This is a genomic window from Eleftheria terrae (assembly GCF_030419005.1).
In the GTDB taxonomy this organism is placed as follows: Bacteria; Pseudomonadota; Gammaproteobacteria; order Burkholderiales; family Burkholderiaceae_C; genus Caldimonas; species Caldimonas terrae.
On the sequence record NZ_CP106951.1, the window covers coordinates 4,947,738 to 4,970,071 of the forward strand.

Annotated in this window: 23 protein-coding genes; 8 read left to right on the forward strand and 15 right to left on the reverse strand. The window is 69.5% G+C overall.

Annotated features, from left to right (window positions below):
* Positions 1-42: 42 nt before the first annotated feature.
* Entirely contained in the window at positions 43-1,284 is a 1,242-nt protein-coding gene (locus N7L95_RS22145; protein WP_301257414.1) for an extracellular catalytic domain type 2 short-chain-length polyhydroxyalkanoate depolymerase, read from the reverse strand.
* Positions 1,285-1,381: 97 nt separating this feature from the next.
* Here N7L95_RS22145 and N7L95_RS22150 point away from each other — a divergent pair, with 97 nt between their 5' ends.
* The gene (locus tag N7L95_RS22150) at positions 1,382-1,603 is read left to right on the forward strand and encodes a hypothetical protein (RefSeq protein WP_301257415.1); all 222 of its coding nucleotides are present in this window, start codon (positions 1,382-1,384) and stop codon (positions 1,601-1,603) included.
* 42 nt (positions 1,604-1,645) lie between these two features.
* Here N7L95_RS22150 and N7L95_RS22155 read toward each other — a convergent pair whose 3' ends face one another.
* From N7L95_RS22155 to N7L95_RS22190, 8 genes are all read right to left on the reverse strand, one after another.
* Entirely contained in the window at positions 1,646-2,680 is a 1,035-nt protein-coding gene (locus N7L95_RS22155) for a lysylphosphatidylglycerol synthase domain-containing protein (protein ID WP_301257416.1), read from the reverse strand.
* 2 nt (positions 2,681-2,682) lie between these two features.
* Complete coding sequence (clsB, locus tag N7L95_RS22160; protein ID WP_301257417.1) at positions 2,683-3,951, reverse strand: cardiolipin synthase ClsB; 1,269 nt, start codon at positions 3,949-3,951, stop codon at positions 2,683-2,685.
* The gene (locus N7L95_RS22165; RefSeq protein ID WP_301257418.1) at positions 3,948-4,712 is read right to left on the reverse strand and encodes an endonuclease/exonuclease/phosphatase family protein; all 765 of its coding nucleotides are present in this window, start codon (positions 4,710-4,712) and stop codon (positions 3,948-3,950) included. The genes clsB and N7L95_RS22165 overlap by 4 nt, the downstream gene beginning before the upstream one ends.
* Before the next feature lie 17 nt (positions 4,713-4,729).
* The gene (locus tag N7L95_RS22170; protein WP_301257419.1) at positions 4,730-5,503 is read right to left on the reverse strand and encodes an esterase/lipase family protein; all 774 of its coding nucleotides are present in this window, start codon (positions 5,501-5,503) and stop codon (positions 4,730-4,732) included.
* Between the two features lie 153 nt (positions 5,504-5,656).
* Positions 5,657-6,997 carry an erythromycin esterase family protein gene (locus N7L95_RS22175; protein ID WP_301257420.1) on the reverse strand — a complete coding sequence of 447 codons (1,341 nt, stop codon included), beginning with the start codon at positions 6,995-6,997 and terminating at the stop codon, positions 5,657-5,659.
* Positions 6,998-7,008: 11 nt separating this feature from the next.
* Positions 7,009-7,335 carry a hypothetical protein gene (locus N7L95_RS22180; protein WP_301257421.1) on the reverse strand — a complete coding sequence of 109 codons (327 nt, stop codon included), beginning with the start codon at positions 7,333-7,335 and terminating at the stop codon, positions 7,009-7,011.
* 166 nt (positions 7,336-7,501) lie between these two features.
* Positions 7,502-7,891, reverse strand: coding sequence for a four-helix bundle copper-binding protein (locus N7L95_RS22185; protein WP_301257422.1), 390 nt, complete (start codon positions 7,889-7,891; stop codon positions 7,502-7,504).
* A gap of 93 nt (positions 7,892-7,984) precedes the next feature.
* Positions 7,985-8,389: a response regulator gene (locus N7L95_RS22190; RefSeq protein ID WP_301257423.1), complete on the reverse strand. Its 405-nt coding sequence runs from the start codon at positions 8,387-8,389 to the stop codon at positions 7,985-7,987.
* A 194-nt stretch (positions 8,390-8,583) separates the two neighbouring features.
* Here N7L95_RS22190 and N7L95_RS22195 point away from each other — a divergent pair, with 194 nt between their 5' ends.
* From N7L95_RS22195 to N7L95_RS22210, 4 genes are all read left to right on the forward strand, one after another.
* Positions 8,584-9,051, forward strand: a complete 468-nt coding sequence (locus N7L95_RS22195) for a hypothetical protein (protein WP_301257424.1) — start codon at positions 8,584-8,586, stop codon at positions 9,049-9,051.
* Positions 9,052-9,163: 112 nt separating this feature from the next.
* Entirely contained in the window at positions 9,164-9,685 is a 522-nt protein-coding gene (locus N7L95_RS22200) for a DUF4142 domain-containing protein (protein WP_301257425.1), read from the forward strand.
* 159 nt (positions 9,686-9,844) lie between these two features.
* Positions 9,845-10,975 carry an FIST N-terminal domain-containing protein gene (locus tag N7L95_RS22205; RefSeq protein WP_301257426.1) on the forward strand — a complete coding sequence of 377 codons (1,131 nt, stop codon included), beginning with the start codon at positions 9,845-9,847 and terminating at the stop codon, positions 10,973-10,975.
* Position 10,976: 1 nt separating this feature from the next.
* Complete coding sequence (locus N7L95_RS22210; RefSeq protein WP_301257427.1) at positions 10,977-12,863, forward strand: putative bifunctional diguanylate cyclase/phosphodiesterase; 1,887 nt, start codon at positions 10,977-10,979, stop codon at positions 12,861-12,863.
* Positions 12,864-12,875: 12 nt separating this feature from the next.
* Here N7L95_RS22210 and N7L95_RS22215 read toward each other — a convergent pair whose 3' ends face one another.
* Positions 12,876-13,685, reverse strand: a complete 810-nt coding sequence (locus N7L95_RS22215) for an MmyB family transcriptional regulator (RefSeq protein WP_301257428.1) — start codon at positions 13,683-13,685, stop codon at positions 12,876-12,878.
* A gap of 125 nt (positions 13,686-13,810) precedes the next feature.
* On the opposite strand from N7L95_RS22215, the gene N7L95_RS22220 reads away from it, so the two are divergent.
* The gene (locus N7L95_RS22220) at positions 13,811-14,215 is read left to right on the forward strand and encodes a hypothetical protein (RefSeq protein ID WP_301257429.1); all 405 of its coding nucleotides are present in this window, start codon (positions 13,811-13,813) and stop codon (positions 14,213-14,215) included.
* Positions 14,216-14,419: 204 nt separating this feature from the next.
* On the opposite strand, the gene N7L95_RS22225 is transcribed toward N7L95_RS22220, so the two are convergent.
* The 4 genes from N7L95_RS22225 to N7L95_RS22240 are packed head-to-tail and all read right to left on the reverse strand — an operon-like array spanning position 14,420 to position 19,306.
* Positions 14,420-15,511 carry an NUDIX domain-containing protein gene (locus tag N7L95_RS22225; protein ID WP_301257430.1) on the reverse strand — a complete coding sequence of 364 codons (1,092 nt, stop codon included), beginning with the start codon at positions 15,509-15,511 and terminating at the stop codon, positions 14,420-14,422.
* 11 nt (positions 15,512-15,522) lie between these two features.
* The gene (locus tag N7L95_RS22230) at positions 15,523-17,223 is read right to left on the reverse strand and encodes an NAD+ synthase (protein ID WP_301257431.1); all 1,701 of its coding nucleotides are present in this window, start codon (positions 17,221-17,223) and stop codon (positions 15,523-15,525) included.
* Positions 17,224-17,237: 14 nt separating this feature from the next.
* A complete protein-coding gene (gene pncB / locus N7L95_RS22235; RefSeq protein WP_301257432.1) occupies positions 17,238-18,425 on the reverse strand; it encodes a nicotinate phosphoribosyltransferase in 1,188 nt (395 codons plus the stop codon).
* Between the two features lie 23 nt (positions 18,426-18,448).
* The gene (locus tag N7L95_RS22240; protein WP_301257433.1) at positions 18,449-19,306 is read right to left on the reverse strand and encodes a cysteine hydrolase family protein; all 858 of its coding nucleotides are present in this window, start codon (positions 19,304-19,306) and stop codon (positions 18,449-18,451) included.
* A gap of 187 nt (positions 19,307-19,493) precedes the next feature.
* Between N7L95_RS22240 and N7L95_RS22245 the strand changes: the two genes are divergently transcribed.
* A complete protein-coding gene (locus N7L95_RS22245; protein ID WP_301257434.1) occupies positions 19,494-20,183 on the forward strand; it encodes an NUDIX hydrolase in 690 nt (229 codons plus the stop codon).
* Positions 20,184-20,547: 364 nt separating this feature from the next.
* Here the strand turns inward: N7L95_RS22245 and N7L95_RS22250 are convergent, their stop codons facing one another.
* Entirely contained in the window at positions 20,548-20,823 is a 276-nt protein-coding gene (locus tag N7L95_RS22250; RefSeq protein ID WP_301257435.1) for a hypothetical protein, read from the reverse strand.
* 221 nt (positions 20,824-21,044) lie between these two features.
* On the opposite strand from N7L95_RS22250, the gene N7L95_RS22255 reads away from it, so the two are divergent.
* Complete coding sequence (locus tag N7L95_RS22255) at positions 21,045-22,304, forward strand: FAD-dependent oxidoreductase (protein ID WP_301257436.1); 1,260 nt, start codon at positions 21,045-21,047, stop codon at positions 22,302-22,304.
* The last annotated feature ends 30 nt before the right edge of the window (positions 22,305-22,334 follow it).

Consider the following 22,334-nt stretch of genomic DNA (forward strand, 5'->3'; position numbering starts at 1 on the left):
AAGGAGTTTTTGGGGCGGCCCGGGAACGCCGGTCCGCTGCTGTCAGGGCCGGCTTGTGGCCGGGCAGGAGGTGCGCTCGTAGCGTGCGGGCCCGGTCTGTCGCAGTCCAAGGCGACGGGTCGGCCAGAAGCCACCGAGGGCTTCACCAGAACCGCTGGCATATGCCATGCCCCAGGCCAGGTAGAGCCGCCCTGCCAGCAGGTGTTCCCAGAGCGTGGCATGGTGGCAGGCGCCCGCCGTGCCGGCCAGGCGTTCCACGAAGCCGTGCACCGCCGCCATTTGGGGGCCGGAACGCAGGGCATGCTCTTGGCCGCTGTAGCCATACCAATCCCAGCAGCCGTTGGGCGCCGTGGCGCCGGTTTGCGGGTACAGCACGACGATGTGGTTGGTGTCGGCCCAGCGGTTGTAGCCGGTCTCGCGCACATAGCGTTCGCCGAGGCGCGCCACGTTCTGCCCGCAACCGTGGAAAGCCAGGTGCAGCCGGCAGTGGGCACCGGCGCGTTCGCAGTCGGCGGGAACGAACAGCCGCCCGCTGGGTGCAAGGCCATGGTCGCGCGGCCACGCCGGCTGGTCGAACGACACGAAGCGGCCCCGCAAGGGCCCCTCGTTGCGCGGTTGCAGCGGGCCGTAGAGGAAGGCGAGCAGTTCGCCGGCCAGGTCGAAGGCGCAGTCATTGATGTAGGGGCTGCCCTTGTGGCCGCAGGCGCTGCCATGGCCGTCGGTGACCATGCCGTGTTCGGAGTCGATGTCCTTGCGGTAGCGCAGTGCGGTGGCGGGCAGGAAGTGCAGCAGGTAGCGCTGCAGCGCGTCGGTCACGGCCGTCGGAACGACGCTGTCGCGCCGGCCGGAGAACAGGTAGACCCGCGCCCTGGCCAGTGCCGACAGGGGGTCGATGCTGCCGGCCGCCGCCCGGGCGCGGGTGAGCGCCGCCAGGCGCTCCACCGGAATCTCCCCGCCGTGGCCCAGGCAGCGGCGGCTGGCGTGCTCGACATTGCCTTCCGCACAGTCATAGGGGCCAGCTGCAATGACGGCCGCTCCCGAGAAGGTGCCCGAATACGCCACCAGCAGCTGCACCGCCATGTAGCCGCCGGAAGACAGCCCGGAGACGGTCACGGCAGTGCGGTCGATGCCCAGCGGCGGCAGCGGCTCGGCGCCTGCCAGGGAGACCATTGCCCAGCCGGCAAGCAGACCGCCAAGGGGCCGCAGCAGGCGACCGCAGCGGGAGATGCCGGCATCGCGCCGGTGCCGGTCGGTGGAAGTGGCAATCGCCGGAAGCGGGTACATCTTCTGCTCCATCTCCCTCATGTCACCGCGTGCAATGCTCGGCATTCACGTAACGGCAGAGTCCAACGACCGGTCCCTCGTTTTCGTCAAGACGTCGATGAATCCCATCCAAACTGAAACCCTAGACATCCTCCAGCAAGTGTGGCGCCAGTCTTTGCTCGCCCTGGCGGCAGCATCGAAGGCCAACATGCCGATCTTTGCGTCCGCGCTGGAGGCTGCGTCGCACAACGAGTCGCTCAATCCGGTGGCGCGCGCCATGCTGGCCGAACTCGCCGAGAGCACCGGGGTGGTGGCACCGTTTTCCGCAACCAAGCAGTAAGAACTGCCGGTGCCGGGCCACCCGCCGTGACGGCGGGCCGGTTCAGCCCTGCGCGGCTTGCGCGGCGGTGCGCCGGGCCCGCGCTTCCAGCCGGGCATACATCACCGCGGCGATGAGCAGCGGTGCCAGGTAGTAGATGGCCCGGTAGGCGACCAGGGCCGCCACCAGCGGTCCCTGCGCCACCTGGCCGCCCAGCAGGGCGATGAACACCGCTTCCAGCACGCCCAGGCCGGCCGGGACGTGGGTCAGCACCCCGGCCACCGCGGCCACCAGCAGCACCGCCACCACCACCGGATAGGCCAGTTGCTGCTGCAGCAACACGTAGACGATGCCGGTGATGGTGAGCCAGTTGGCGCTGGAGGCGGCCAGCTGTAGCAGGGCCACCCGCAGGGAGGGCAGCGCCAGCTCATGGCCGCGCACCTGCCAGCTGCGCCGGCGTGACCAGGCACAAGCGGCCAGGTAGCCGGCCACCAGCATCACCAGCACGACACCCAGCACCTGCAGCGCCCCGGAGCTGATCTTCCAGTCGGGTGGCACTTCGATGCGACCCATGCTGAACACCGCTCCGGCCAGTGCGCAATAGCCCAGCCAGTTGGTCAGCACGCTGAGCCCCAGGATCTGCCCGATCTGCCCCTTCTCCAGCCCCAGGCGGCTATAGAGCCGCAGCCGGAAGGCCACGCCGCCCACCAGCGCCCCCAGGTTGAGGTTGAAGGCATAGCTGATGAAGCCCACGCCCATCACGGTGGGCACCGGCAGGCGGTGGCCGGTGTAGGCGCGGCCGAACAGGTCGAAGCTGCTGTACAGCAGGTAGCTCAGGAGGGCCAGTGCGCCAGCCAGCGCAAGCGTGATGGCCGGGTAGCCTCGCAGCGCCTGGCCCACCTGGCCCCACTCCACCGAGCGCGCCTGCGAGGCGACCATGCCGATCACCAGCGCGAAGAAGGCCCAGGTGAGCACCTTGCGCAGTACCGCCCACCGGCGCTGCCGGGCGGTCGTGGCTGCGCTGTCGGAAGGGCCGTTCTGCCGTCCGGCACGGGGCTGCCCGCCGGGCAGGGTCTTTGGATGGAGGAGGGTGGGCATGGTCAGCCGGCGCCTTTCGTCACGGTGGACTGGGGGGATTCGTGGACGGTCGATGCGCCGCCCTGCTGCTCCGCGGAGGTGGGCGGCGACACCAGCTGCACCTTGGGCGCATGGGCCGGCAGCCAGCCGGACCAGGACGGAAAGCGGCGCAGGAAGTGGTAGACGACAGAGCTGGCCATCAGGTGCCAGCGGCTGCAGGGCACGACGTCTTCGGCCGTGAACTGGCGGCAATGGCGGTCGATCAGCGCCTGCAGCCGCTGCGCCAGGTGGGCGGTGAAGTCGGCGTCGCGGATCACGAGGTTGGCCTCCAGGTTCAGCCACAGGCTGAGCGGATCGAGGTTGCTGGAGCCGACGGTGGACCACTCCTCGTCCACCACCGCCACCTTGCCGTGCAGCGGGCGCTGGCAGTACTCGTAGATCCTCACGCCGTCCCGCAGCAGGCGCTCGTAAAGGGTCCGCGCGGCATGCTGCGCAATCGGCATGTCCGGCTCGCCCTGCATGATGAGGTCCACCTGCACGCCGCGCTGCGCCGCCCGGCGCAACTCGCGCAGCAGCCGGTAGCCGGGGAAGAAATAGGCATTGGCGATGATGATGCGACGTTGTGCGGCCCGGATGGCAAACAGGTAGTGCTGCTCGATGTCGGTGCGATGGTCCTGGTTGTCACGCGTGACGAACAGCGCCCGCGCACCACCACTGGCCGCAGCCCGTTGGGTGCCGATGGACACGCGCCGGCGCCACCAGCGCGAGCGCGGCTCGGGCAAGGCCTCGCTGGCGAAGCGATGGATGTCGGCCACGACCGGCCCTTGCACTTCCACCGCATAGTCCTGCTTGGCGGCGGGACCGAACTCCCACAGGTGCTCGACCGAGAAGTTGATGCCGCCGACAAAGGCCACCTCGCCGTCCACCACCACCAGCTTGCGGTGCATCCGACGGAACACGTTGGTGCGCAGGCCCATCAGCTTGGGCGCCGGATCGAAGACACGGAAGCGCACGCCTGCTGCAGTCATGCCGCCGATGAATTCGGCGGAGAGGTCCGGTGAGCCATAGCCGTCCACCGTGACCTGCACCTGGACGCCGCGGCCAGCGGCGTCGATCAACACCTCCCGCAGCTCCTGCCCGACCTTGTCGTCGAACAGAATGAAGGTCTCGAGCAGCACCTCCCGCCGGGCGGCGCGGATCACCTCGAAAACCCGCGGGAAAAAGGCCTCGCCGTTCTCGAGCAGCCGCAATCGGTTGCCCTGCGCCCAGTCCTTCGCATGCACCGCGTTCATAGCGCCACCTCCGCCGCCAGCGGCGCATGGTCCGACAAATGCGTCCAGGGCCGGCGCGGCAGCTTGAAGGGCCGCGTCACCTGCGCGTTGCGCACGTAGATGCGGTCCAGGCGCAGCAGCGGCCAGCGGGCCGGGAAGGTGCGGGCGGCCTGGCCCTCGGACTCGACGAACACTTCGTGCAGCCCGGCGCAGCGCGCCAGCCGCGCATGGGCGCGCAGCCGCCAGTCGTTGAAGTCGCCGGCAATGAACAGCGGTGCATCGGGCGGCACCTCATGGTCGATGCGCTGGCACAGCAGGCGCAGCTGTTCATCGCGGTGCGACTCGCGCAGCCCCAGGTGCACGCAGATGGCATGCACCTCGCGGTGGAAGGCGGGCACGTCCAGCACGCAATGCAGCAGGCCGCGCTTCTCGGGGCCTTCCACCGACACGTCGCAGTTGTCGTATCGCACGATGGGGAATTTCGACAGCACCGCGTTGCCGTGGTGGCCCTCGGGGTAGACCGCGTTGCGGCCATAGGCGAAGTCCTTCCACATGGAGTCGGCAAGGAATTCGTAGTGCGGCGCATCCGGCCAGTCCGCCACCTGCGACGAGTGCACTTCGTGGGCCCCCATCACCTCTTGCAGGAAGACGATGTCGGCCGATACATGGCGCACGGCGTCACGCAGCTCGTGCAGGATGAAGCGGCGGTTGAGGGCCGTGAATCCCTTGTGGGTGTTGACCGTCAACAGGCGCAGCGTCAGGGCCGTGGGGTTCTGGGTCATCGATGTCGGGGCGGGCTTCAGTGATGGGGAGCACAGCCGGTCTCGGCCGTGGCAGGCTCGCACGGGGCAGCGGCGTAAGGGCGCCACTGGCCCTCGGGCTGGCTGAGCCGGTCGGCCACCACCTGCCAGACACGGGCGTTCCAGACCAGGCCGATGTGACTGGCGTCGCTCACCTCGATGCTCTCGCAGCGGGGGCCGTCGGCTTCGACGCAGGACTGCCATGCCACCACGCCGTCGGTGCGGCTGTAGATCGAGGTGGTGGGCACCGGCGGGGCCGTGCGCAGGCGTTCGCCCAGCAGTTCGGCGACGCTCCGGCTCTGGCCGCTCAGCAGGTGGGTGAGCCAGCCGGCATGTGCATGCTCGCCGCCGCCGAAAGGCGCACCGAGGGTGATGACCTGGCGGACCGCCTCAGGCACCTTCTTGGCCACCTCTCGGGCATAGATGCCCCCCAGGCTCCAGCCCACCAGGCTGGCGCGCCGGCCGACGCGGCGGGTGTGCACCTGCACGTCCTCGCACAGCTGCTCCAGCCAGTCTTCCAGGTCGCCTTGCGGGCCGGTGTTGACGCCGCGGCCCCAGTCGTGGGCCTCGTAGCCCAGCTTGCCGCAGAAGTCGCAGAGCGGCGCAAGCGCCGCCCGGTCGGCAGCCAGGCCGGGAAAGAGGATCACCGGGTGCCCGTCACCGGCGGGGAAGTCGTCGTGGCGGGTGAAGCGGCTGGCGGTGAACTCCAGCGCAGCGCGCAGCGGTTCCAGGCACAGCAGGGCGAAGGACGGTGCGGCGGCTACGGCGGTCATGCTTTTCCTTTCGGTGTCGCGCCAGTGCAAAGGGCTGGCACGGCAGGGATTCCACGGCTACCCATGCTAGGGAAGGGCGCTGTCGCTCGCGACTCCTGGGACTCCCACGGAAGTGTCGGACCCGTCCGACAGCCCCGCCATCGGCATGGCGGCCTAGAGGCCGGACGGGTAGGTCTCGGGCTCGGTGCTGTGATGCCACAGCGCCGAGGGGTCGAGGGGGCGCACGGCGCGCGTGCGGTCGATGTGCAGCAGCGCGTCGAATTGGGCCGGCACGCGTGCTTTGAAGTAGTGGCTGAGCAACTCGGTCTCGGGGCGATAGATGACGCCGATGGCCCGCTCCAGCAAGGGCTCGGCCAGCGCCTGGCCCAGCGGCTCGCGGCCGCGCAAGGGCAGCACGAAGTCGCCCAGTGCGCTGTCGTGCAGCAAACGCTCGATGCTGCCGGGCAGCGAAGGGCGCACCGCCTTGCGTTCGAGCGGGCCATCCCAGTCCGAGGCGGCCGCCACATGGCCGTCGTGGGTCGTGAAGCCGACCAGGAAGGCGCTGCTGCCATGGCGCTCGCGCATCAGCTGCCCGAGGTTCAGCTGCCCGTGCTCGCCGGTGTCGGTGGCCCGGGCATCGCCCAGATGCGAGTTGTGGGCCCAGACGACGATGCGTGGCGTGCGGCCACGCTCCAGCCGCAAGTGCTCCTGCAGGGCTTGCAGGGTGTCAGCCATGTGGGTGTCGCGCAGGTTCCAGGAATCGTTGCGATCCTGGAACATGGTGCGGTAGTACATCTCGGCATTGCGGACGACGCGCGCGTTCTGCTCGGCGTAGAAGCGCTCGTCGGCCTCGCCGCTGCCATCCCGCGACAGCCACCGCGCGCCGTCGCGGCAGAGTTCGCGCAGTTGCTGCAGCGCCTCGCGCTCACAGTCTTCGCGCAAGCCGTAGTTGGCGGCATACCCGTAGCGCTGTGGATCTTCGGCCAGGTGGTCGAAGCACGCATAGCGCTCGCGGGCACGCCGGGCCGCCTCAGGGTCGGCCCGCTCCAGGTAGCGCACCACCGCGTCCATCGAGGCCCGCAGGCTGTAGAGGTCGAGCCCCCAGAAGCCGACGCGGCGGTCCCGCGCGGCGATGGCCTGGTTGTGCACCTTCAGCCACTCGACGAACTCGACGACCTCGACGTTGCGCCACATCCAGCGAGGAAAGCGCTCGAAGCCGCCCAGGGCCTCCTCGGCGCTGGCATCGTCGCTGGGGCCCCGAAGGTAGCGGCTCACCCGCAGGGCATCGGGCCAGTCGGCCTCGACGGCCACCGCATCGAAGCCCTTCTCGGTGATCAGCCGCTGTGTCAGCTGCGCCCGCAGGCGGTAGAACTCGTGCGTGCCGTGGCTCGCTTCGCCAAGCAGCACCAGCGAGCAGTCACCCACCTCTTCCAGCAGGCGCGTCAGCGCGTCGCGACCGTCGAGCCGCCATGCCTGCTGGCGAACGGCGTCAAGGGCGGCGGCGTCACTGGCCATGGTGCTCCCGCTCAGTGCAGGGCGCGCTTCAGGGCCGCGATCTCGAGGTGGGCTTCCTGGATGGCGCTGCGCAACTGCGGGTCGACATGGCGTGCATTGCGGCAGGCCTCCATCACCCGCTCGCCCACCTGCTCCAGCGATTCGATGCATTCAAGCAGGCTGGCCGGGTCGCGCGCCTGCTGTACCAGCCGCTTCAGCTGGTCGGAGCGACGGTCCAGCTCGCCGACGTACTCCTTCAATTCCTGGGGGGCATAACCGCTCGAGCGGCAGGCCAGTGCGGCATCGTCGATGCACAGTTCGATCTGCTCAAAGCGTTCCCTGACTTGATGGAGGTGCATGGCGTCGGGCTGGGTCACAGCGGTTGGGTGAAACGGATACAGCTGGGATGTAAACCCTGCCGGCTGCCAGGGCCCGGCCCGCCTGCTTCGGCGGGGCCGGTGCCCGGCTTTGCAGGGCAGAGACGCCGAGCAAGCCCCGTTCCACGTCAAGGGCGCGGAGCAGCGTTCAATGGCGGGCGTGGGTGCCGGCGACCGTCGTGGGCCGGGCCTTGTGATCCGCCATGCGCCGGCATTCCGCGGCACACCGGCGGCATGCTTCAGCGCATTCGCGGCAATGAGACATCGCATGGTTGTCGCACTCCTCCGCGCACTGGTCACACAGCGTGGCGCAGAAGGCACAGGCGGCGTTGTCGGAAGCACTGCCGCGTGCCATGAATCCGGCAGCGAGCCGGCACGCCTGGGCGCAGTCCATGTCGAGTGCGATGCAGCGGGCCATCTGCCTGGGATCGGCCTCCTGGAGGCAGGCAATGGCGCAGCGGTCGCAGGCATCGGCGCAGGCGTAGCAGGCCTCGATGCAGGCGGCATGGGTCTGTGTGGGAGCGGCGGTTTCGGGCATGACGTTCTCCTGGTGGCTTTTGTTGGGAAGGGCCCGAGACGGTGTCGAGCCTGCACCCGAAAAGCAATCGCTGCGCCCAGCGAGCCGGCGTGTTCAAGCGGTGCTGCTGCGGGGCGGCATGCGGCGCGTGCGCTGCACCACCCGGTAAACCTCGGCCCCCAGCTTGGCGAGCATCAGCGGCTTGGTGACGAAGCCGTCCACGCCGGCGTCGAAGCAGGCCGCCCGGTCGGTGGGGGAATAGAAGGCGCTGGCGACGATGATGGGGAACCACGGCATCACTTCTTCGCCTTGCAGGCGGCGCAGCTCGCGGGTGGTTTGCAGGCCGTCCATGCGGGGCATCTGCACGTCCATGAGGATCGCGTCCGGCGGCAGCTGCCGGCAGGCCTCGATCGCCTCCGCGCCATCGCCAGCGAGGCGCACCGCATAGCCCAGCGCTTTCAGCATGCCCGCCGCCAGCATCTGGCTGGTCGGGTCATCTTCGACGACAAGAAACTCCATGCGTGCTCCAGTGCAATGACCGATCCCTGCGGAAAGGACGCCGTTGCCTGCCCGGCCGACGAGACCGGGCACGCAGGCTGCCGGGCCGTTTCTTGTCGAGCGCTCCTCGCGCCTGCCAGTGCATCTGGCGGAAATGACAGCTTGGAGCCCGAGTTTGACGCATGTTCATTCACCTGCCATTCGAAGGAGTACCCATGCAAGGCTTACATGTGACGCTCAAAGTGACCGGCATTGCCCTCGCCACCCTGCTCACGCTCACCGCCTGCGGACGCCGCGATGAAGCGACGCCCGAGCCGATGGCGCAGGCTGACACCAGTGGCACCGTCAACACGCCGGGAACGACGGGTGGCAGCCCCGCCACCGGTGCCACTCCGGGCAGCACCGACCCGGCGGCCGCCGGCACCGGCGCCACCTCGGGCACCACCGGCACGACGGGCACCACCAGCACGCCGACCCCGGGCACCGGCGCGGCCGGTACCGCGGGCACCTCGGGCACCACCGGCACCGGCGGTACCTCGGGCGCGAACAGCACCGCCACCACGCCGGACGGTACCGGCTCCACTGGCACGCTGCCCTCGGCAGGCGCGGCCTCCGCGCCGGGTGCCGCTGGCACCCAGATGCCGGCACCGGGCACCGGTACGGGTACCGGCACCCAGCAGTGATCGTGCGGGCCGGTCGCGCATGCGGCCGGCCGCCATGCGCAGGGGCGGCGCCCAGCGGGTGCCGCCGATCGCCGGGCGCCTGCCGTGCCCGGCCTGTTTCCCAGGAGACCGAATGAATCGCATCCTCCATCCTGTGGTCGCTGCAGTGGCCGCCCTCGCCCTGGCGGGTACCGCTGCCGCGCAGGGCCTGCAGAAGGCCGATGTCGCTTTCCTCAAGCAGGCCGCCCAGAACGGCCATGCCGAGATCGAGAGCAGCAAGGTGGCGCAGACGAAAACCAGCAATGCGCAGGTCAAGGCCTTCGCCGCGCAGATGATCGCGGACCACACCCAGGTGGGCGAGGAACTGAAGGCGCTGGCCGCATCCAAGGGTGTGGAAGTGCCGAACGAGCCCTCCGCCATGCAGAAGGCCAAGACCAAGGTGCTGAGCACCATGGACGGTGCGCGCTTCGACCGCCGTTATGCCGACGAAATGGGGGTCGATGCGCATGAGGAGACCCTCAAGCTCTTCAACCGCGCTGCCGCCGAGGCGAAGGATGCCGACGTGAAGGCCTTTGCCAGCAAGACGGTGCCGGCCCTGGAGCACCACCTGAAGATGGCCAAGGAACTGGACGCCCAGCTCAAGAAGCAGCCCTGACCCGCGCCGCCAGGGCGTGAACTGGGTCACGGCCCGGCCGCTCGGCCGGGCCGGCCGGTTCAAGTCGCCGCGGGGCGGGCCGATATCCACAGCGAAGAAGGCGACGCTCTTCCCGCCACTCGGGCGCGGGGGCGGCGCCCATTTCCTGTGGAGTGCGTCTTGAATTCCATCCTGCGCGGCATGACCGAGGAGCGCGACCCGCAGCGGGCGGCAGACGCCATTCATCGGCAGATCTGGCGTCCCGGGCTGGCGTTGGCGGTCATCTTCTGCTCGCCTGGCCACGACCGGCCGGCGCTTGCCACAGCCCTGCGGGAGCGCTTCGGCGACACCCCGCTGATCGGCTGCACGACGGCGGCCGAAATCGGGCCGCTGGGCTACCGCACCGGCGCCATCAGCGGCTTCAGCCTGGCCTCGAGCGAGTTCTCGGTGGCGCTGAGGACGATCGAGGACCTGCGACGCTATGCCGCTGCTGACAGCGCCGCCATCGTCGGCAGCCTGCTCGGCGAACTGGCGGCCCGGGGCACTGCCCCGAGCGGCGCCAATACCTTTGCCTTCCTGCTGGTGGATGGCTCCTCCTGCCGCGAGGAGCGGCTGGCGCACTCGCTGCACCTGGCGCTCGGTGACATCGAGCTGTTCGGCGGCTCGTCGGGCGACGGGGTCGATCCGGGGCATTTCCCCTATCTTTTCCATGACGGTGGATTCCATCGCGACACCGCGGTGCTGGCGCTGGTGACCACCGCCCGGCCCTTCGTGGTCTTCAAGACGGAGAGCTATGTGCCGACCTCGACCCGCATGGTCATCACGGAGGCCGACCCCGAGAGCCGCTCTGTCAGCGAGATCAACGGCGAGCAGGCTGCGCTCGAGTACGCCCGCCTGGTCGGCGTGCCGGTGGAGCAGCTGGACATCTCGGTCTTCACCCGGTTCCCGGTGGGCGTGCAAAGCCGCGGCGAGTACTACCCGAGATCGATTGCCTGGGTCGATGAGGCGCACCGCATGACCTTCGCCTGCGCCATCGATGTGGGCGTGGTGCTCTCGGTGGCCCAGGGGACGGACCTGATGGCCGGCCTCTCGCAGCGGCTGGAGGCCATCCGCCGGCAGGTGGGCGTGCCGGAGCTGCTGATCGCCTGCGACTGTGTCTTCCGCTACCACGAGATGCTGGCCCGCAACATGGTGGAGCCGGTCGGTGCGCTGATGGCCGCGCACGGCGCGGTCGGCTTCAGCACCTACGGCGAGCAGTACAACTCCATGCACATCAACCAGACCCTGACGGGCGTCGCGATCGGCCGCTGAGATGAACGACAAGCTGGACCCGCAGGCCCTGATCCGCGCGCTGGAAGAGCGGGTGCGCAAGCTGGAGAAGACCAATGCCGTGCTGATGCGCGCGGCGGAAGGGCGCACCGAGGCCGAGCAAGGCGCCTACGCCCTCTTCAAGACCAATGCCACGCTGGAGCAGAAAGTGGGTGAGCGCACCGCCAGCCTGCAGCAGGCGCAGGAGCAGCTGCAGCGCAGCCTGTCGCTGGTGCGCGCGACGCTGGACGCCACGGCCGACGGCATCGTGGTGGTGGACGTGCACGGGCGGGTGGTCGACTACAACGAACGCTTCCGCCGCCTGTGGGACATCCCGCAGCAACTGGCCAGCGCCGGGCAGGCGCTTGCGCTGCTGCAGCACCTGGGCCGCCAGGTGGCCGATGGCGAGGCCTTCGTAGACCGCCTGCACAAGCTGGCCTACGACCGCGCCGCGCAGATCAACGAAGAGATCGAATGCCTCGACGGCCGGGTGATGGAGCTGTACTCCACGCTGCAGCGCATGGACGGCAAGACGGTCGGGCGGGTCTGGTGCTTCCGCGACATCACCGAGCGCAAGCGGGCCCACGAGCAGCTGCGCTACCTGGCCAACTACGACGGCCTCACCGGGCTGGCCAATCGCCATCTGTTCGCCGAGCGGCTGGAGCAGATGCTGGCCCAGGCGCGTGCCGAGCAGGCCCAGGTGGCGGTGATGTTCCTGGACCTGGACCGCTTCAAGTCCGTCAACGACACGCTGGGCCATGGTGCCGGCGACCGGCTGCTGCAGCAGGTGGCACAGCGGGTGAAGTCCTGCTTCAGGGCCGAGGACCTGGTGGCCCGCCAGGGCGGTGATGAATTCGCCGTGGCCCTGTACGGGCTGACGCCGCAGGCGGCCGCCTCGGTGGCGCAGAAGATCCTGAAAGCCTTCCACCACCCTTTCCTGGTGGACCGGCAGGAGCTGTACAGCGCCACCAGCATCGGCCTGTCCTTCTTCCCGGCCGACGGCAGCGATGTCGACAGCCTGCTCAAGCAGGCCGACGCAGCCATGTACCTGGCCAAGGAGCAGGGTCGCGGCAACTATCAGTTCTTCCGCTCCCAGCTCGGCACCCAGGCCCAGGATCGTCTGGAATTCGAAGGCCGGCTGCGCGCTGCTGGCGAACGCGGCGAGCTGCGCCTGCACTACCAGGGCCAGTTCGACCTGCAGAACGGTGCGCTGATCGGCTTCGAGGCGCTGGTGCGCTGGGAACATCCGCAACTCGGCCTGCTGTCGCCCGACCGCTTCATCCCCACGGCGGAGGAGACCGGTGCCATCCTGCCCCTCGGCGAGTGGGTGCTGCGCACTGCCTGCCACCAGTGGCGGAGCTGGGTGGACAGCGGCGCGGCGCCAGTGCAGATGGCGGTCAACATCTCGGTGCGGCAGTTGCGCCAGCCCGACTTCGTGGACCTGGTGCTGCAGGTCCTGCGCGAGACCGGCATGGACCCGGCCTGGCTGGAGCTCGAGCTGACCGAGACCGGCCTGATGACCGATGCCGACCTGAGCACCGGCATCCTGGAGCGGCTCAAGGCGCAGGGCGTGCGGCTGTCGATCGACGACTTCGGCACCGGCTACTCCTCGCTGGCCTACCTGAACCGCTTTTCGATCGACACGCTGAAGATCGACCGCTCCTTCGTGCGCGAGATCGGATCGGCCCGCGACAGCACGGCCATCGTGCAGGCCATCGGTGCGCTTGGCTCGGCCATGCGCCTGAAGGTGGTGGCCGAGGGGGTCGAGACCGAGGCCCAGGCGGCCTTCCTGCGTGAGCAGGGATGCCACATCGGACAAGGCTATCTGTACAGCCGGCCGGTGCCGCCGGAGCAGGCGGCCGCGCTGCTGCCGCTGGCCGTGCCGCGCTGAGCCGCGGGCCGCTCAGCCGCGCGAGGCCTGCAAGGCCTGCAGGGCCCGCGCGGTTGCGGCGTCGGCCGGGAAGAAGGTCTCGAGCGCCAGCTCCGCCAGCGTCAGATCCACCGGGGTGCCGAAAACGGTGGTGGTGCTGATCAGCGCCAGCGGGCCGGCCTCGGTCATTAGCTGCAGCGGCACCACGATGCCGGCGAAGTCGTGGTCTTCCTCGTGCTGGGCGACTGCCCCGGACGGCGGAGGCAAGGCCTGCAACTCGTCCAGCAGGCCGGCCAGCACCGGGTCGCCGCTAGCTTCCACCTGGGCATGCAGGCGGGCGAGCAGGTGCGAGCGCCACTGCTGGAGGTTGCCGATCCGCGGCGCCAGCCCACGGGGGTGCAGGCTCAGCCGCAGCACGTTCACCGGTGGCTGCAGCAGGCTCAGGTCCACGCCGGCCAGCAGCGGCGGCACCGCCGCGTTGGCCATCACCAGGTTCCAGTGCCGGTCGATGGCCAGCGCCGGGCAGGGCTCGTGGCCGGCGAGTATGCGCTCCACCGCTGCCCGGGCCGCCTGCATCGACGGTGCGGCCAGCGGCCGCTCGGGAAACATCGGTGCATAGCCGGCGGCCACCAGCAAGGCATTGCGCTCGCGCAGTGGCACCTCGAGGTGCTCGGCCAGGCGCAAGAGCATCTCGCGGCTGGGCAAGGAGCGGCCGGTTTCCATGTAGCTGAGGTGACGCGCCGAGACCTCGGCGTCGCAGGCGAGATCGAGCTGGCTCAGGCGCCGCCGCTGTCGCCATTGGCGCAACAGGGTGCCGACGGTGGGGAGGCTGCGGGTGTCCATGGGAGCGAACGATAGCGCGGCAGCCTCCCGGTGGCCATGACCTCCGACGTCATGGACCTGGCGCCGGCGCGGGCCCAGGATGCGGCCACGGCTCCGGTGAGGGCCGCCACTTCAAGGAGTACGCCATGACCGCCTTCGTTTCCATGACCCCTCTCCTGCGCCGCGTGCTGTGGGCCGATGCGCTGGCAAGTGCCGGCACCGGTGCGCTGCTGGTGCTCGGCGCGTCGTCGCTCGCGCAATGGCTTGGATTGCCTGCCACGCTGCTGATGCTGGCCGGCGCCAGCCTGCTGCCCTTTGCCGCACTGGTGGCCTGGCTGGCCAGCCGGCAGCGCCTGCCGCGCGCCGGGCTATGGGCCCTGGTGGCCTACAACGCCATGTGGGTGCTGGACAGCGCGCTGCTGCTGGTCAGCGGCTGGGTGCAGCCGAGCCTGCTGGGCCAGGCGTTTGTCGTGCTGCAGGCGGTGGTCGTTGGGGCACTCGCCGAGCTGCAGTACCTGGGGCTGCGTCGTGCGTCGCCGGCCGTCGCATGACCCGGGCAAGGCATGGCGCCCGTGCCCGCCATGGCGGGAGCCATCGCGGCGCCCGGCACCGGGTGCACGGCGGGCGCCTTCTCCGGCCTCGAGCGGAGTGACCGTGGAAGGCCGGCGCCAGGCGCCGCCGGGCCGGACCGCGGACCCTGCAAGGGCGAGCGCCGGACCCTCGCTTCGCCCTGGCGCCCCGGCGTCGAGCGGGCTCTACCGCGGCGTCAAGCCAAGGAAGTGGTCGAGCATGTGGAAGTGGTCGTCGAGGAAGCGGTCTTCCATCGCGCGCAGCTGCTCGATCGGCACCCAGCTCGCGCCGGCCGCATCGTCTCCGGCCTGCACCTCCGGCAGCTCGCGGTCGCCCAGGTCGAAGTAGTGGGCATGCGTGATGGTGCGGCCACGCTGGCTTCGGTCGGGATGATCGAACACCACCGCCGCCTTCAGGCACTGGCGCATCGTCACGTCGAGCAGGCTGAGCCGGGTCTCCTCCTTCAGCTCGCGCAGCGCCGACTGATAGGCGGTCTCGCGCTGCTCGATGAAGCCGCCCGGCACCGCATACAGGCCCTTGCCGGGCGCCTGGCCGCGCTGCACCAGCAGCACCCGGTCGCCGCAGCGCACGACGGTGTCTACCGTGACGAACACCGGTGGATAGGGCGCGCTGGCCCAGGATTCGCGATACGCCTTCAAGGCCCGCCACTCTTCCGCCAGCACCGGCATGAAGGGCAGCGCGTGCCAGGCGCGCAGGAAATCGAGCGTCGAAGCCGGCGCCTGGCTGGTGAGCGCGGCAAGCGTCGGCTCCAGCGGGTGGCCGGCAGCGCTGAAGATCGCGTCGCGCAGGTGCTTGCCGTCGACCGCGCCGACCCGCTCGAAGGAGGCCAGCCGCCAGCCGGCGAAGGCGCGCAGGTACTCGCTGGTGGCGTCCTTGAAGTGGCCTACCAGGGTGACCGCGGCATGCGCCGGCCGGCCCTGCGCCACCAGGATGGCCTCCACCCCTTTGCGCACGGCGTCGATCCAGCGGGCTTCATCGTAGTAGTCGCGCATTGGCAAAAAGTGCAGCCGCTCGCGCTCGCTGGCGGGCAAGGCGAGGCGGATCATCTCCGCCCTTTCTTCCCAGGTGAAGGGGTTCTTCGGCGTGCGCGCCTGGTAGGCCGAACCGATCACCACCACACACAGCGGTGCGAGGGCGAGCGCCTGCTGCAGCAGGGCCAGGTGGCCGTTGTGAAAGGGCTGGAAGCGGCCGATGTAGACGGCAGCCTCGGCGTGGGGCACCGAGGCCAGGGAAGCGGGGCGGGTGGCGATGGCCATGGACGGTTCTCTCACAGGTGCTTGGCGGCGATCGGCATTTGCCGGCCGGTGCCGAAGGCGCGCGAACGCACGCGGATGATGGGGGGGGCCTGGCGGCGCTTGTACTCGTTGCGGGCAATCATGCCGCGCACGCGGTCCACCAGCGCCCGGCCGGCCTCGTCCTGCTGCAGCTGCTCGACGAAGCGACTGGCCGCCTCATGCTCGGCGGCCGGCAGGCGGTCGCCCTCGATCAGGACTTTCAGGATCTCGTCCAGCACCGGGTAGGGAGGCAGGCTGTCGGTGTCCTTCTGGCCCGGGGCCAGCTCGGCCGATGGCTCCTTGTCGATGATGGCCTGTGGAATCAGCTCCCGGCCGGCCGCCTCGTTGAGGTGGCGCGACAGCGCGAACACCTCGGTCTTGTACAGGTCGCCGAGCAGGCCCAGTCCGCCGTTGGTGTCGCCGTAGAGGGTGCAATAGCCGACCGAGATCTCCGACTTGTTGCCGGTGGTCAGCAGCAGGTGGCCCCGGCTGTTGGAGTAGGCCATCAGCACCGTGCCGCGCACCCGGGCCTGCAGGTTCTCCAGGGCCAGGCCCTGCAGCGGCTGCCCGAAGCCGGCCTCGAACTGCCGGCCGAAGGCCGACACGATGTCGGCAATCGGATGGGTGTGCAGCGTGATGCCGAGCTGGCGGCACAGGTCCACCGAATCGTCCACCGAACCGGCCGACGAGAAGCTCGACGGCATCGTCACGCCCACCACCTGGTCCGGCCCGAGCGCCTCAACCGCCAGTGCCAGCGTCAGGGCGCTGTCAATGCCGCCCGATGACCCGACGACCACGCGCGTGAAGCCGCAGCGGCGAGCGTAGTCGCGCAGGCCGAGGACGATCTGCGCGCGGTAGAAGGCCATCGTCGAGAGGCCCTCGGCCGGCACCGGCGGCAGCGGCTCGCCGCTGGCCGCGAGGAAGCGGCTGCCGTCGAAGGACAGTGTGCGGATGTCCTCGGTGAAACGGCGCGCCTCGTAGACCACTCCTTCCTCCGGCAGCACGGCGAAGGAGGCACCGTCATACACCAGCTGGTCGTGTCCGCCCACCTGGTTGACCCACAGCACCGGCAGGCGGTGGCGCCGGCTGGCGGCGCTGAAGATCTGGTGGCGCTGCTCGCGCTTGCCGATGTTGGACGGGCTGGCGTTGATGGACACCACCAGGTCGGGCGCGGCATCCCGCATGCGCTCGAAGGGGTTGATGCGGTAGTCGGTGCCGGCGTCGTTCCAGCCGTCCTCGCAGATCATGAAACCGATCTGCATGGTGCCGATGCGCAGCACCTTCGCGACGTCCGGCCCCGGCTCGAAGTGGCGGCGCTCGTCGAAGATGTTGTAGGTGGGCAGCAACTGCTTGGCATAGCGCAGCACCACCTCGCCGTCCTTGATGACGAGCAGCATGTTGAGCAGCCGCTTGCCCGGGCCCTCGGTGGGCAGCGGCGCACCGACCACCCAGTGCAGCCCGGGCAGCCCGCGCGAGGCGGCCTGCAGCGCAGCGATGCCCTGGTCCACGCGCTGCAGGAAGCTCGGTTCGTCGAGCAGGTCGCCGGGATAGTAGGCGGTCAGCGACAGCTCGGTGAACACCACCAGCTGCGAACCTTCGGCGACCGCCTGCCGCGCTGCGTCGACCATGCGGGCCACATTGCCCTCGATGTCGCCGATGGTGGGGTTGAGCTGGGCGACGGTGATCTTGATCATGTGCATCGACTCCTTCAGCCCTGAACCTTGAAGACCTGGCGCAGGTAGGCCAGGAAGGTCGCGTCCTCGCACATCGTCTTGCCGGGACTGTCCGACAGCTTGGCGACCGGCTGTCCATTGCAGTGGGTCAGCTTCATCACGATGTTGAGCGGCGTCTGTCCGACGTCGTTGCTCAGGTTGGTGCCGATGCCGAAGCCGAGCTGGGTGCGGTCCGCGAAGGCGCGGTACAGCGCAAAGGCCTTCTCGAAGTCCAGGCCGTCGGAGAACACCAGCCGCTTGGTATGGGCGTCGATGCGCAGCCGGGCATAGTGCGCCAAGGCCTTCTCGGCCCACTGTGCCGGGTCGCCCGAATCGTGCCGCAGGCCGTCGAAGAGCTTGGCGAAGTACAGGTCGAAGTCGGCCAGGAAGGCGTCCATGCCCACCACATCGGTCAGTGCCACGCCGAGGTCACCGCGGTATTCCTGCACCCAGTCTTCCAGCGCGGCCTTCTGGAAGTCGCGCAGCCGCACGCCCAGGGCCTGGTAGCTCTGCAGGTACTCGTGAGCCATCGTGCCGATGGGCACCAGGTCGAGGTCGCGTGCCAGCAGCACGTTGGAGGTGCCCTTGAAGTACTCCGGGACTTCCCGCTTCAGGGTGGCCACCACCTCGCGCTGCCAGGCGCCGGAGTAGCGGCGGCGCACGCCGAAGTCGAAGAACTCGAAGGGATGCCGCCGCGCCGGCTCGCCATGGAAGGCGCGCAGCTGCGCCAGCTTGCCCTGCAGGCGTCGGCGTCCTTCGTCGAGGGCGGCCGCAGGGTCGAAGCGGCGGAAGTACAGCTCGTTGACGATGGCCAGCACATAGATCTCGAAGGCCATCACATGGACCTGCGGGCCGCGGGCGACGATCTCCAGCCGGCCACCGTTGGCGCGCACGCTGATGAATTCGCGCTGGAAGCGGAAGATGCGCAGGAAGTCGACGAAGTCCGACTTGATGAAGCGCAGGCTGCCGAGGTACGCCAGCTCATCGGCCCGGAAGCTCAACGAGCACAGGTGGTCGAGCTGCTGGTTCACCTCGTCCAGCAGCTCGGTCAGCGGGTAGGCCGGCTGGTTGCGGCAGGCAAAGGTGTACTCGGCCTGCGTCTGGGGGTGCCGATGCAGCATGGTCTGCCACATCGTGAACTTGTAGAGGTCGGTTTCGAGCAGGCTGTTGATGACGGCGTGCATGGAGTGCTTTCGATCTAGGGAGTTCAGGCGGACTGCAGGCGCTGCAGCAGGTCCGTGCTGGTGGCCAGTTGCACGCCGCGGCTGCGCATGTCGGCCAGGAAGGCTTCATGCTGCGCCTGGAAGCCGCCGACCGGGCTCATGCAGTCGGTCAGCAGCACCACGCGCTCGAGCCGGCCGCTGAGCTGGGCCACCACATGCTCGGTGGTGGCCTTGACGCAATGGCTGCTGGCCTCGCCGGCCACCAGGATCAGGCCTGCCGCGTCAAGCCGGTCGATCAGCTCGCGGTTGAGTTGCGTGTCGGGGTCTTCGAGGTCCGGCACCTCGGCCTGCACCGCACTGTAGTGCTCGGTCCAGGGGTTGTCGCCCTTCACCACCTTCTGCACCTCGGTGAGGGTGGCCTCCTCCCAGCGGTTGTAGGCGGCGCGGACCGCAGCATGGACATTGTGGCCCCAGCTGCCGATCTCGCAGTGCACGGGCCAGACCATCAGCGTGTAGCGGCCGCGTGCTTCCAGTTCGTCGAGGTAGGCCAGGGTGCGGGGCAGGGCGGCGGCGTCGCGCGGCCGGTAGTCGCCGGCGCGCACCTGGGCGGCGGTGATCTGGGTGAAGGGCCCCACCGCCGCCCCGTCTCGCTGCTGCCAGAAGGTGGGATGGGCGATGTCGATGCGGTGGTGCGAATCGAGCGTCACGGTGATGCCGTCCAGCCGGGCGCTGGCCGCGTCGATGAACCGCGCCACCCGCTGCATGTCCGCATGCGCGCCGGCCACCGGCAGTGCCGGCGCCAGTGGCTGGCCGGTGAGGGGATCGAGCGGGCACCAGTCGGCTGGCAAGTCGCAGAAGTCGTTCTGCGGGTCGATGATCAGCAGCTGGATGTTGTGGTTCATGGCTGGGCCTTTTCGTGATGACATGAAGCGCACTGTACCTGACTTAGATTAAGTGTGCAACTAAGTCGATGAAGCGGCAGCCCGGGCGCCTGCATCGCTCGCGCCCGCGGGTGGCGGCACCCGCCCGCGGTGGACGGGCCACTCTCTTGTTAAGCTACTTCGTTGTACCGCGAAAGTAACCATCTCAATGCGCCGCACCGAAGGGGAATCCGTCATCTGCAGCGTCGACGTCGTGCTGTTGACGTTGCGCGAGGAGCGCCTCTGCGTGGTCCTGCTCAAGCGGGAGCGTGAGCCGTTCGCGGGGGCCCTGGCCTTGCCCGGCGGCTACATTCACCCGACCGAGGACCAGCATGCCGGTGACGCTGCCGCCCGGGTGCTGCATGACAAGACCGGCATCGTCAGTCCCTATCTGGAGCAACTGGCGACCTTCTCCGGCCCGGGCCGTGACCCGCGGGGATGGTCGGTGGCGATCGCTTACTACGCGCTCGTTCCAGACCACCTCTTGCCGCAGGACGATCCCGACGTGCAGGTGCTGCCGGTCGGCTCCCTGCCGGCCCTGCCGTTCGACCACCGCGACATCATCGAGGTGGCGCTGTCGCGGGTGCGCAGCAAGAGCCAGTATTCGTCGCTGCCGGTCTACCTGTGCCCGGAGCGTTTCACTTTGCCGCAGCTGCAGTCGGTGTACGAGGCGGTGCTGGGCGAGCCGATCAACAAGGTGAGCTTCCGCCGCAAGGTCGAGGAGCTCGGCATGGTGGAGGCCTTGGCGGGCGAGATGGAGCAGGGTCGGGCCAACCGGCCGGCGCAGCTCTACCGGCTGCGGCCGGAGTACCGACGGTCGCTGTCCTTGGTGGAGCGTGGCATCAACGCGCGGGGATGAGGGAAGCCGGGGCGGAGGCAGGCGCCGATGCCGGCTTGCCGCCGTGCAAGAAGAAGGGCACGAGGATGATGGGCAAGAGGCAGTGGTGGCCGTGGTGAAGCGGCGGTGCCAACCCGTTGCAGGCCATGCGCACCAGGGCGACCATGTGCCCCATGCGTCACGCCGGCACTGAAGTGCATGGCCTGCGTCCGGGCGGGCGCCGCGAGCTTACCTTGAAATGATGACGAATCAGCGTAACGCAGATGTCACGGAAGTCGCGTCCTTGCTCGCTTCGCGCGGGGCCGTGAAATAGTCACGCGCCGGCGCCCCCGGTGGCCGGGGTGCTTGAGCCGGTGCTCACATCCGGCGCCTGTCGCGACCTGGCTCAGCGCTGCTCGCCAAGGCCTTTCTCCAGCAGTTCGGCCACCACCTCGTTGAGGTTGCCGCCACGGCTGTCGGCCAAGGTGCGAATCCGTTGCGCCAGGTCCGCGTGCAATTTGACGGCAAAGGGCACGAGGCCCTGTGCCTGGTCAAGGCGGCGCTGCTCCCGGCGGTCCGGCACTGCGCCGGCCGCGGCACCGAAGCGCCCCGGCACCCCGGCCTGCTTCATCTGGCCGGCGATCTTCAGGCCCTTGTTCTTCTCGAGGTCGGTCTTCTTCATTGGCGTACTTCCGTAGGAATCAGTGCACAGCTGCACATCATGCGTCATGTCGGGCTCACGGCGCAGCCGGGCCGTCTTCGGTCGCGCGGCCGGCCCGGTGTGGCGCACGCGCCGGGGCAGGAGGGCGCCTGCAGCAGCGATATCGGCCGGCCACCCGTTTGAGGGATCGCACCCCCAAGGCGAGTGGTTCGACTCCGGATGCCGCCCCCGATAATCCGCGCGTGTCCAGACCTATTCTTCACATTGCCATCGTCGGCTGGGGCAGTGCCGGCCAGGCGGCCGCGTTGATGCTCAGCGACGACGGCCACCGCGTCGAGGTGTTCGAGCGCGCCGCCGCCCCCGGCCCTGTAGGAGCCGGCTTCCTGTTGCAGCCCACCGGCCTGGGCGTGCTGCATGAGATTGGCCTGCTGAGCCAGGCACTCGCCCACGGCGCCCCCGTGCTTCGGCTGCATGGCGACACGCCGTCCGGGCGCACCGTGATGGACATGGCCTATGCCGATCTCGACCCCGGGCTGTACGGCCTCGGCATGCAGCGCGGCGCGCTGTTCGAGATCCTGCGCGCGGCCTGGCAAGGGCGGGGCAGCTTGCACACCGGACAAGCCGTGACCGCAGTCGAGGCCGAGCAGGGCCGGCTGCGCACGGCCGACGGCGCCTGGCACGGCCCCTACGACCTCATCATCACGGCTGATGGTGCCGCTTCTGCGCTGCGCACCGCGCTCGGTGCTGCCACCGTCGACCGCCCCTACCCCTGGGGGGCGCTGTGGTGCTTGCTGCCTCTGGCCGGCTGGCAGCACGGTGGCGAGCTGCGCCAGCGCTATCGGGCCGCCCGCAAGATGATCGGCCTGCTGCCGGTGGGCACCCGGCCGGGCGACCCGGTGCCACGACTGAGCTTCTTCTGGAGTTTGCCGGTCGGCGAGTTCGAGGCGACGCAATCAGGTGCCGCGGGCAGCTTTGCTGCCGAGGTCGAGAGCTTGTGGCCCGAGGCCGCGGCGGTATTGAAAGCCTTGCCCGAGCCCGGGCGGCTGGCCCGTGCCAGCTATCGCGACGCGGTACTCGGTTGCTGGCACCGAGGCCGGCTGGTGGCCATCGGTGACGCCGCGCACGCCATGAGTCCGCAGCTGGGGCAGGGCGTGAACATGGCGCTGCTCGATGCGTGGGCGCTGCGCCAGGCGCTGCGGGCCGAGACACAGCTGCCGTCCGCACTGGCCCGCTACGAACGAGAGCGCCGTGCCCATGTCGGCATCTATCACTTCTGGAGCCGGTGGCTGACACCGCTGTTCCAGTCGGCGCACGACCGCCTCGCGGCCGTGCGCGACCTTGCCTTCGCTCCCATGGGCCGGCTGCCGTTCGGCCGCGGCCATATGCTGCGCGTGCTGACCGGCACACAGCACGGCGTGCTCGGCCGGCTGCCCCTCACGCCCGGCCTGCGCGAGGCACTGGCGGCCGGGCGGGCCCCGCAGGACGAGGCGCGCAGCGCGTGATGCGTTCGCCGCGCGTCGCGCGCGCGGCAC

Excerpts from the sequence above, each read along its gene's own strand:
- N7L95_RS22145 (WP_301257414.1), bottom strand. The coding sequence starts at position 1,284 with ATGTACCCGCTTCCGGCGATTGCCACTTCCACCGACCGGCACCGGCGC.
- N7L95_RS22150 (WP_301257415.1), top strand. The coding sequence starts at position 1,382 with ATGAATCCCATCCAAACTGAAACCCTAGACATCCTCCAGCAAGTGTGG.
- N7L95_RS22155 (WP_301257416.1), bottom strand. The coding sequence starts at position 2,680 with ATGCCCACCCTCCTCCATCCAAAGACCCTGCCCGGCGGGCAGCCCCGT.
- clsB (WP_301257417.1), bottom strand. The coding sequence starts at position 3,951 with ATGAACGCGGTGCATGCGAAGGACTGGGCGCAGGGCAACCGATTGCGG.
- N7L95_RS22165 (WP_301257418.1), bottom strand. The coding sequence starts at position 4,712 with ATGACCCAGAACCCCACGGCCCTGACGCTGCGCCTGTTGACGGTCAAC.
- N7L95_RS22170 (WP_301257419.1), bottom strand. The coding sequence starts at position 5,503 with ATGACCGCCGTAGCCGCCGCACCGTCCTTCGCCCTGCTGTGCCTGGAA.
- N7L95_RS22175 (WP_301257420.1), bottom strand. The coding sequence starts at position 6,997 with ATGGCCAGTGACGCCGCCGCCCTTGACGCCGTTCGCCAGCAGGCATGG.
- N7L95_RS22180 (WP_301257421.1), bottom strand. The coding sequence starts at position 7,335 with ATGCACCTCCATCAAGTCAGGGAACGCTTTGAGCAGATCGAACTGTGC.
- N7L95_RS22185 (WP_301257422.1), bottom strand. The coding sequence starts at position 7,891 with ATGCCCGAAACCGCCGCTCCCACACAGACCCATGCCGCCTGCATCGAG.
- N7L95_RS22190 (WP_301257423.1), bottom strand. The coding sequence starts at position 8,389 with ATGGAGTTTCTTGTCGTCGAAGATGACCCGACCAGCCAGATGCTGGCG.
- N7L95_RS22195 (WP_301257424.1), top strand. The coding sequence starts at position 8,584 with ATGCAAGGCTTACATGTGACGCTCAAAGTGACCGGCATTGCCCTCGCC.
- N7L95_RS22200 (WP_301257425.1), top strand. The coding sequence starts at position 9,164 with ATGAATCGCATCCTCCATCCTGTGGTCGCTGCAGTGGCCGCCCTCGCC.
- N7L95_RS22210 (WP_301257427.1), top strand. The coding sequence starts at position 10,977 with ATGAACGACAAGCTGGACCCGCAGGCCCTGATCCGCGCGCTGGAAGAG.
- N7L95_RS22215 (WP_301257428.1), bottom strand. The coding sequence starts at position 13,685 with ATGGACACCCGCAGCCTCCCCACCGTCGGCACCCTGTTGCGCCAATGG.
- N7L95_RS22220 (WP_301257429.1), top strand. The coding sequence starts at position 13,811 with ATGACCGCCTTCGTTTCCATGACCCCTCTCCTGCGCCGCGTGCTGTGG.
- N7L95_RS22225 (WP_301257430.1), bottom strand. The coding sequence starts at position 15,511 with ATGGCCATCGCCACCCGCCCCGCTTCCCTGGCCTCGGTGCCCCACGCC.
- N7L95_RS22230 (WP_301257431.1), bottom strand. The coding sequence starts at position 17,223 with ATGATCAAGATCACCGTCGCCCAGCTCAACCCCACCATCGGCGACATC.
- pncB (WP_301257432.1), bottom strand. The coding sequence starts at position 18,425 with ATGCACGCCGTCATCAACAGCCTGCTCGAAACCGACCTCTACAAGTTC.
- N7L95_RS22240 (WP_301257433.1), bottom strand. The coding sequence starts at position 19,306 with ATGAACCACAACATCCAGCTGCTGATCATCGACCCGCAGAACGACTTC.
- N7L95_RS22245 (WP_301257434.1), top strand. The coding sequence starts at position 19,494 with ATGCGCCGCACCGAAGGGGAATCCGTCATCTGCAGCGTCGACGTCGTG.
- N7L95_RS22250 (WP_301257435.1), bottom strand. The coding sequence starts at position 20,823 with ATGAAGAAGACCGACCTCGAGAAGAACAAGGGCCTGAAGATCGCCGGC.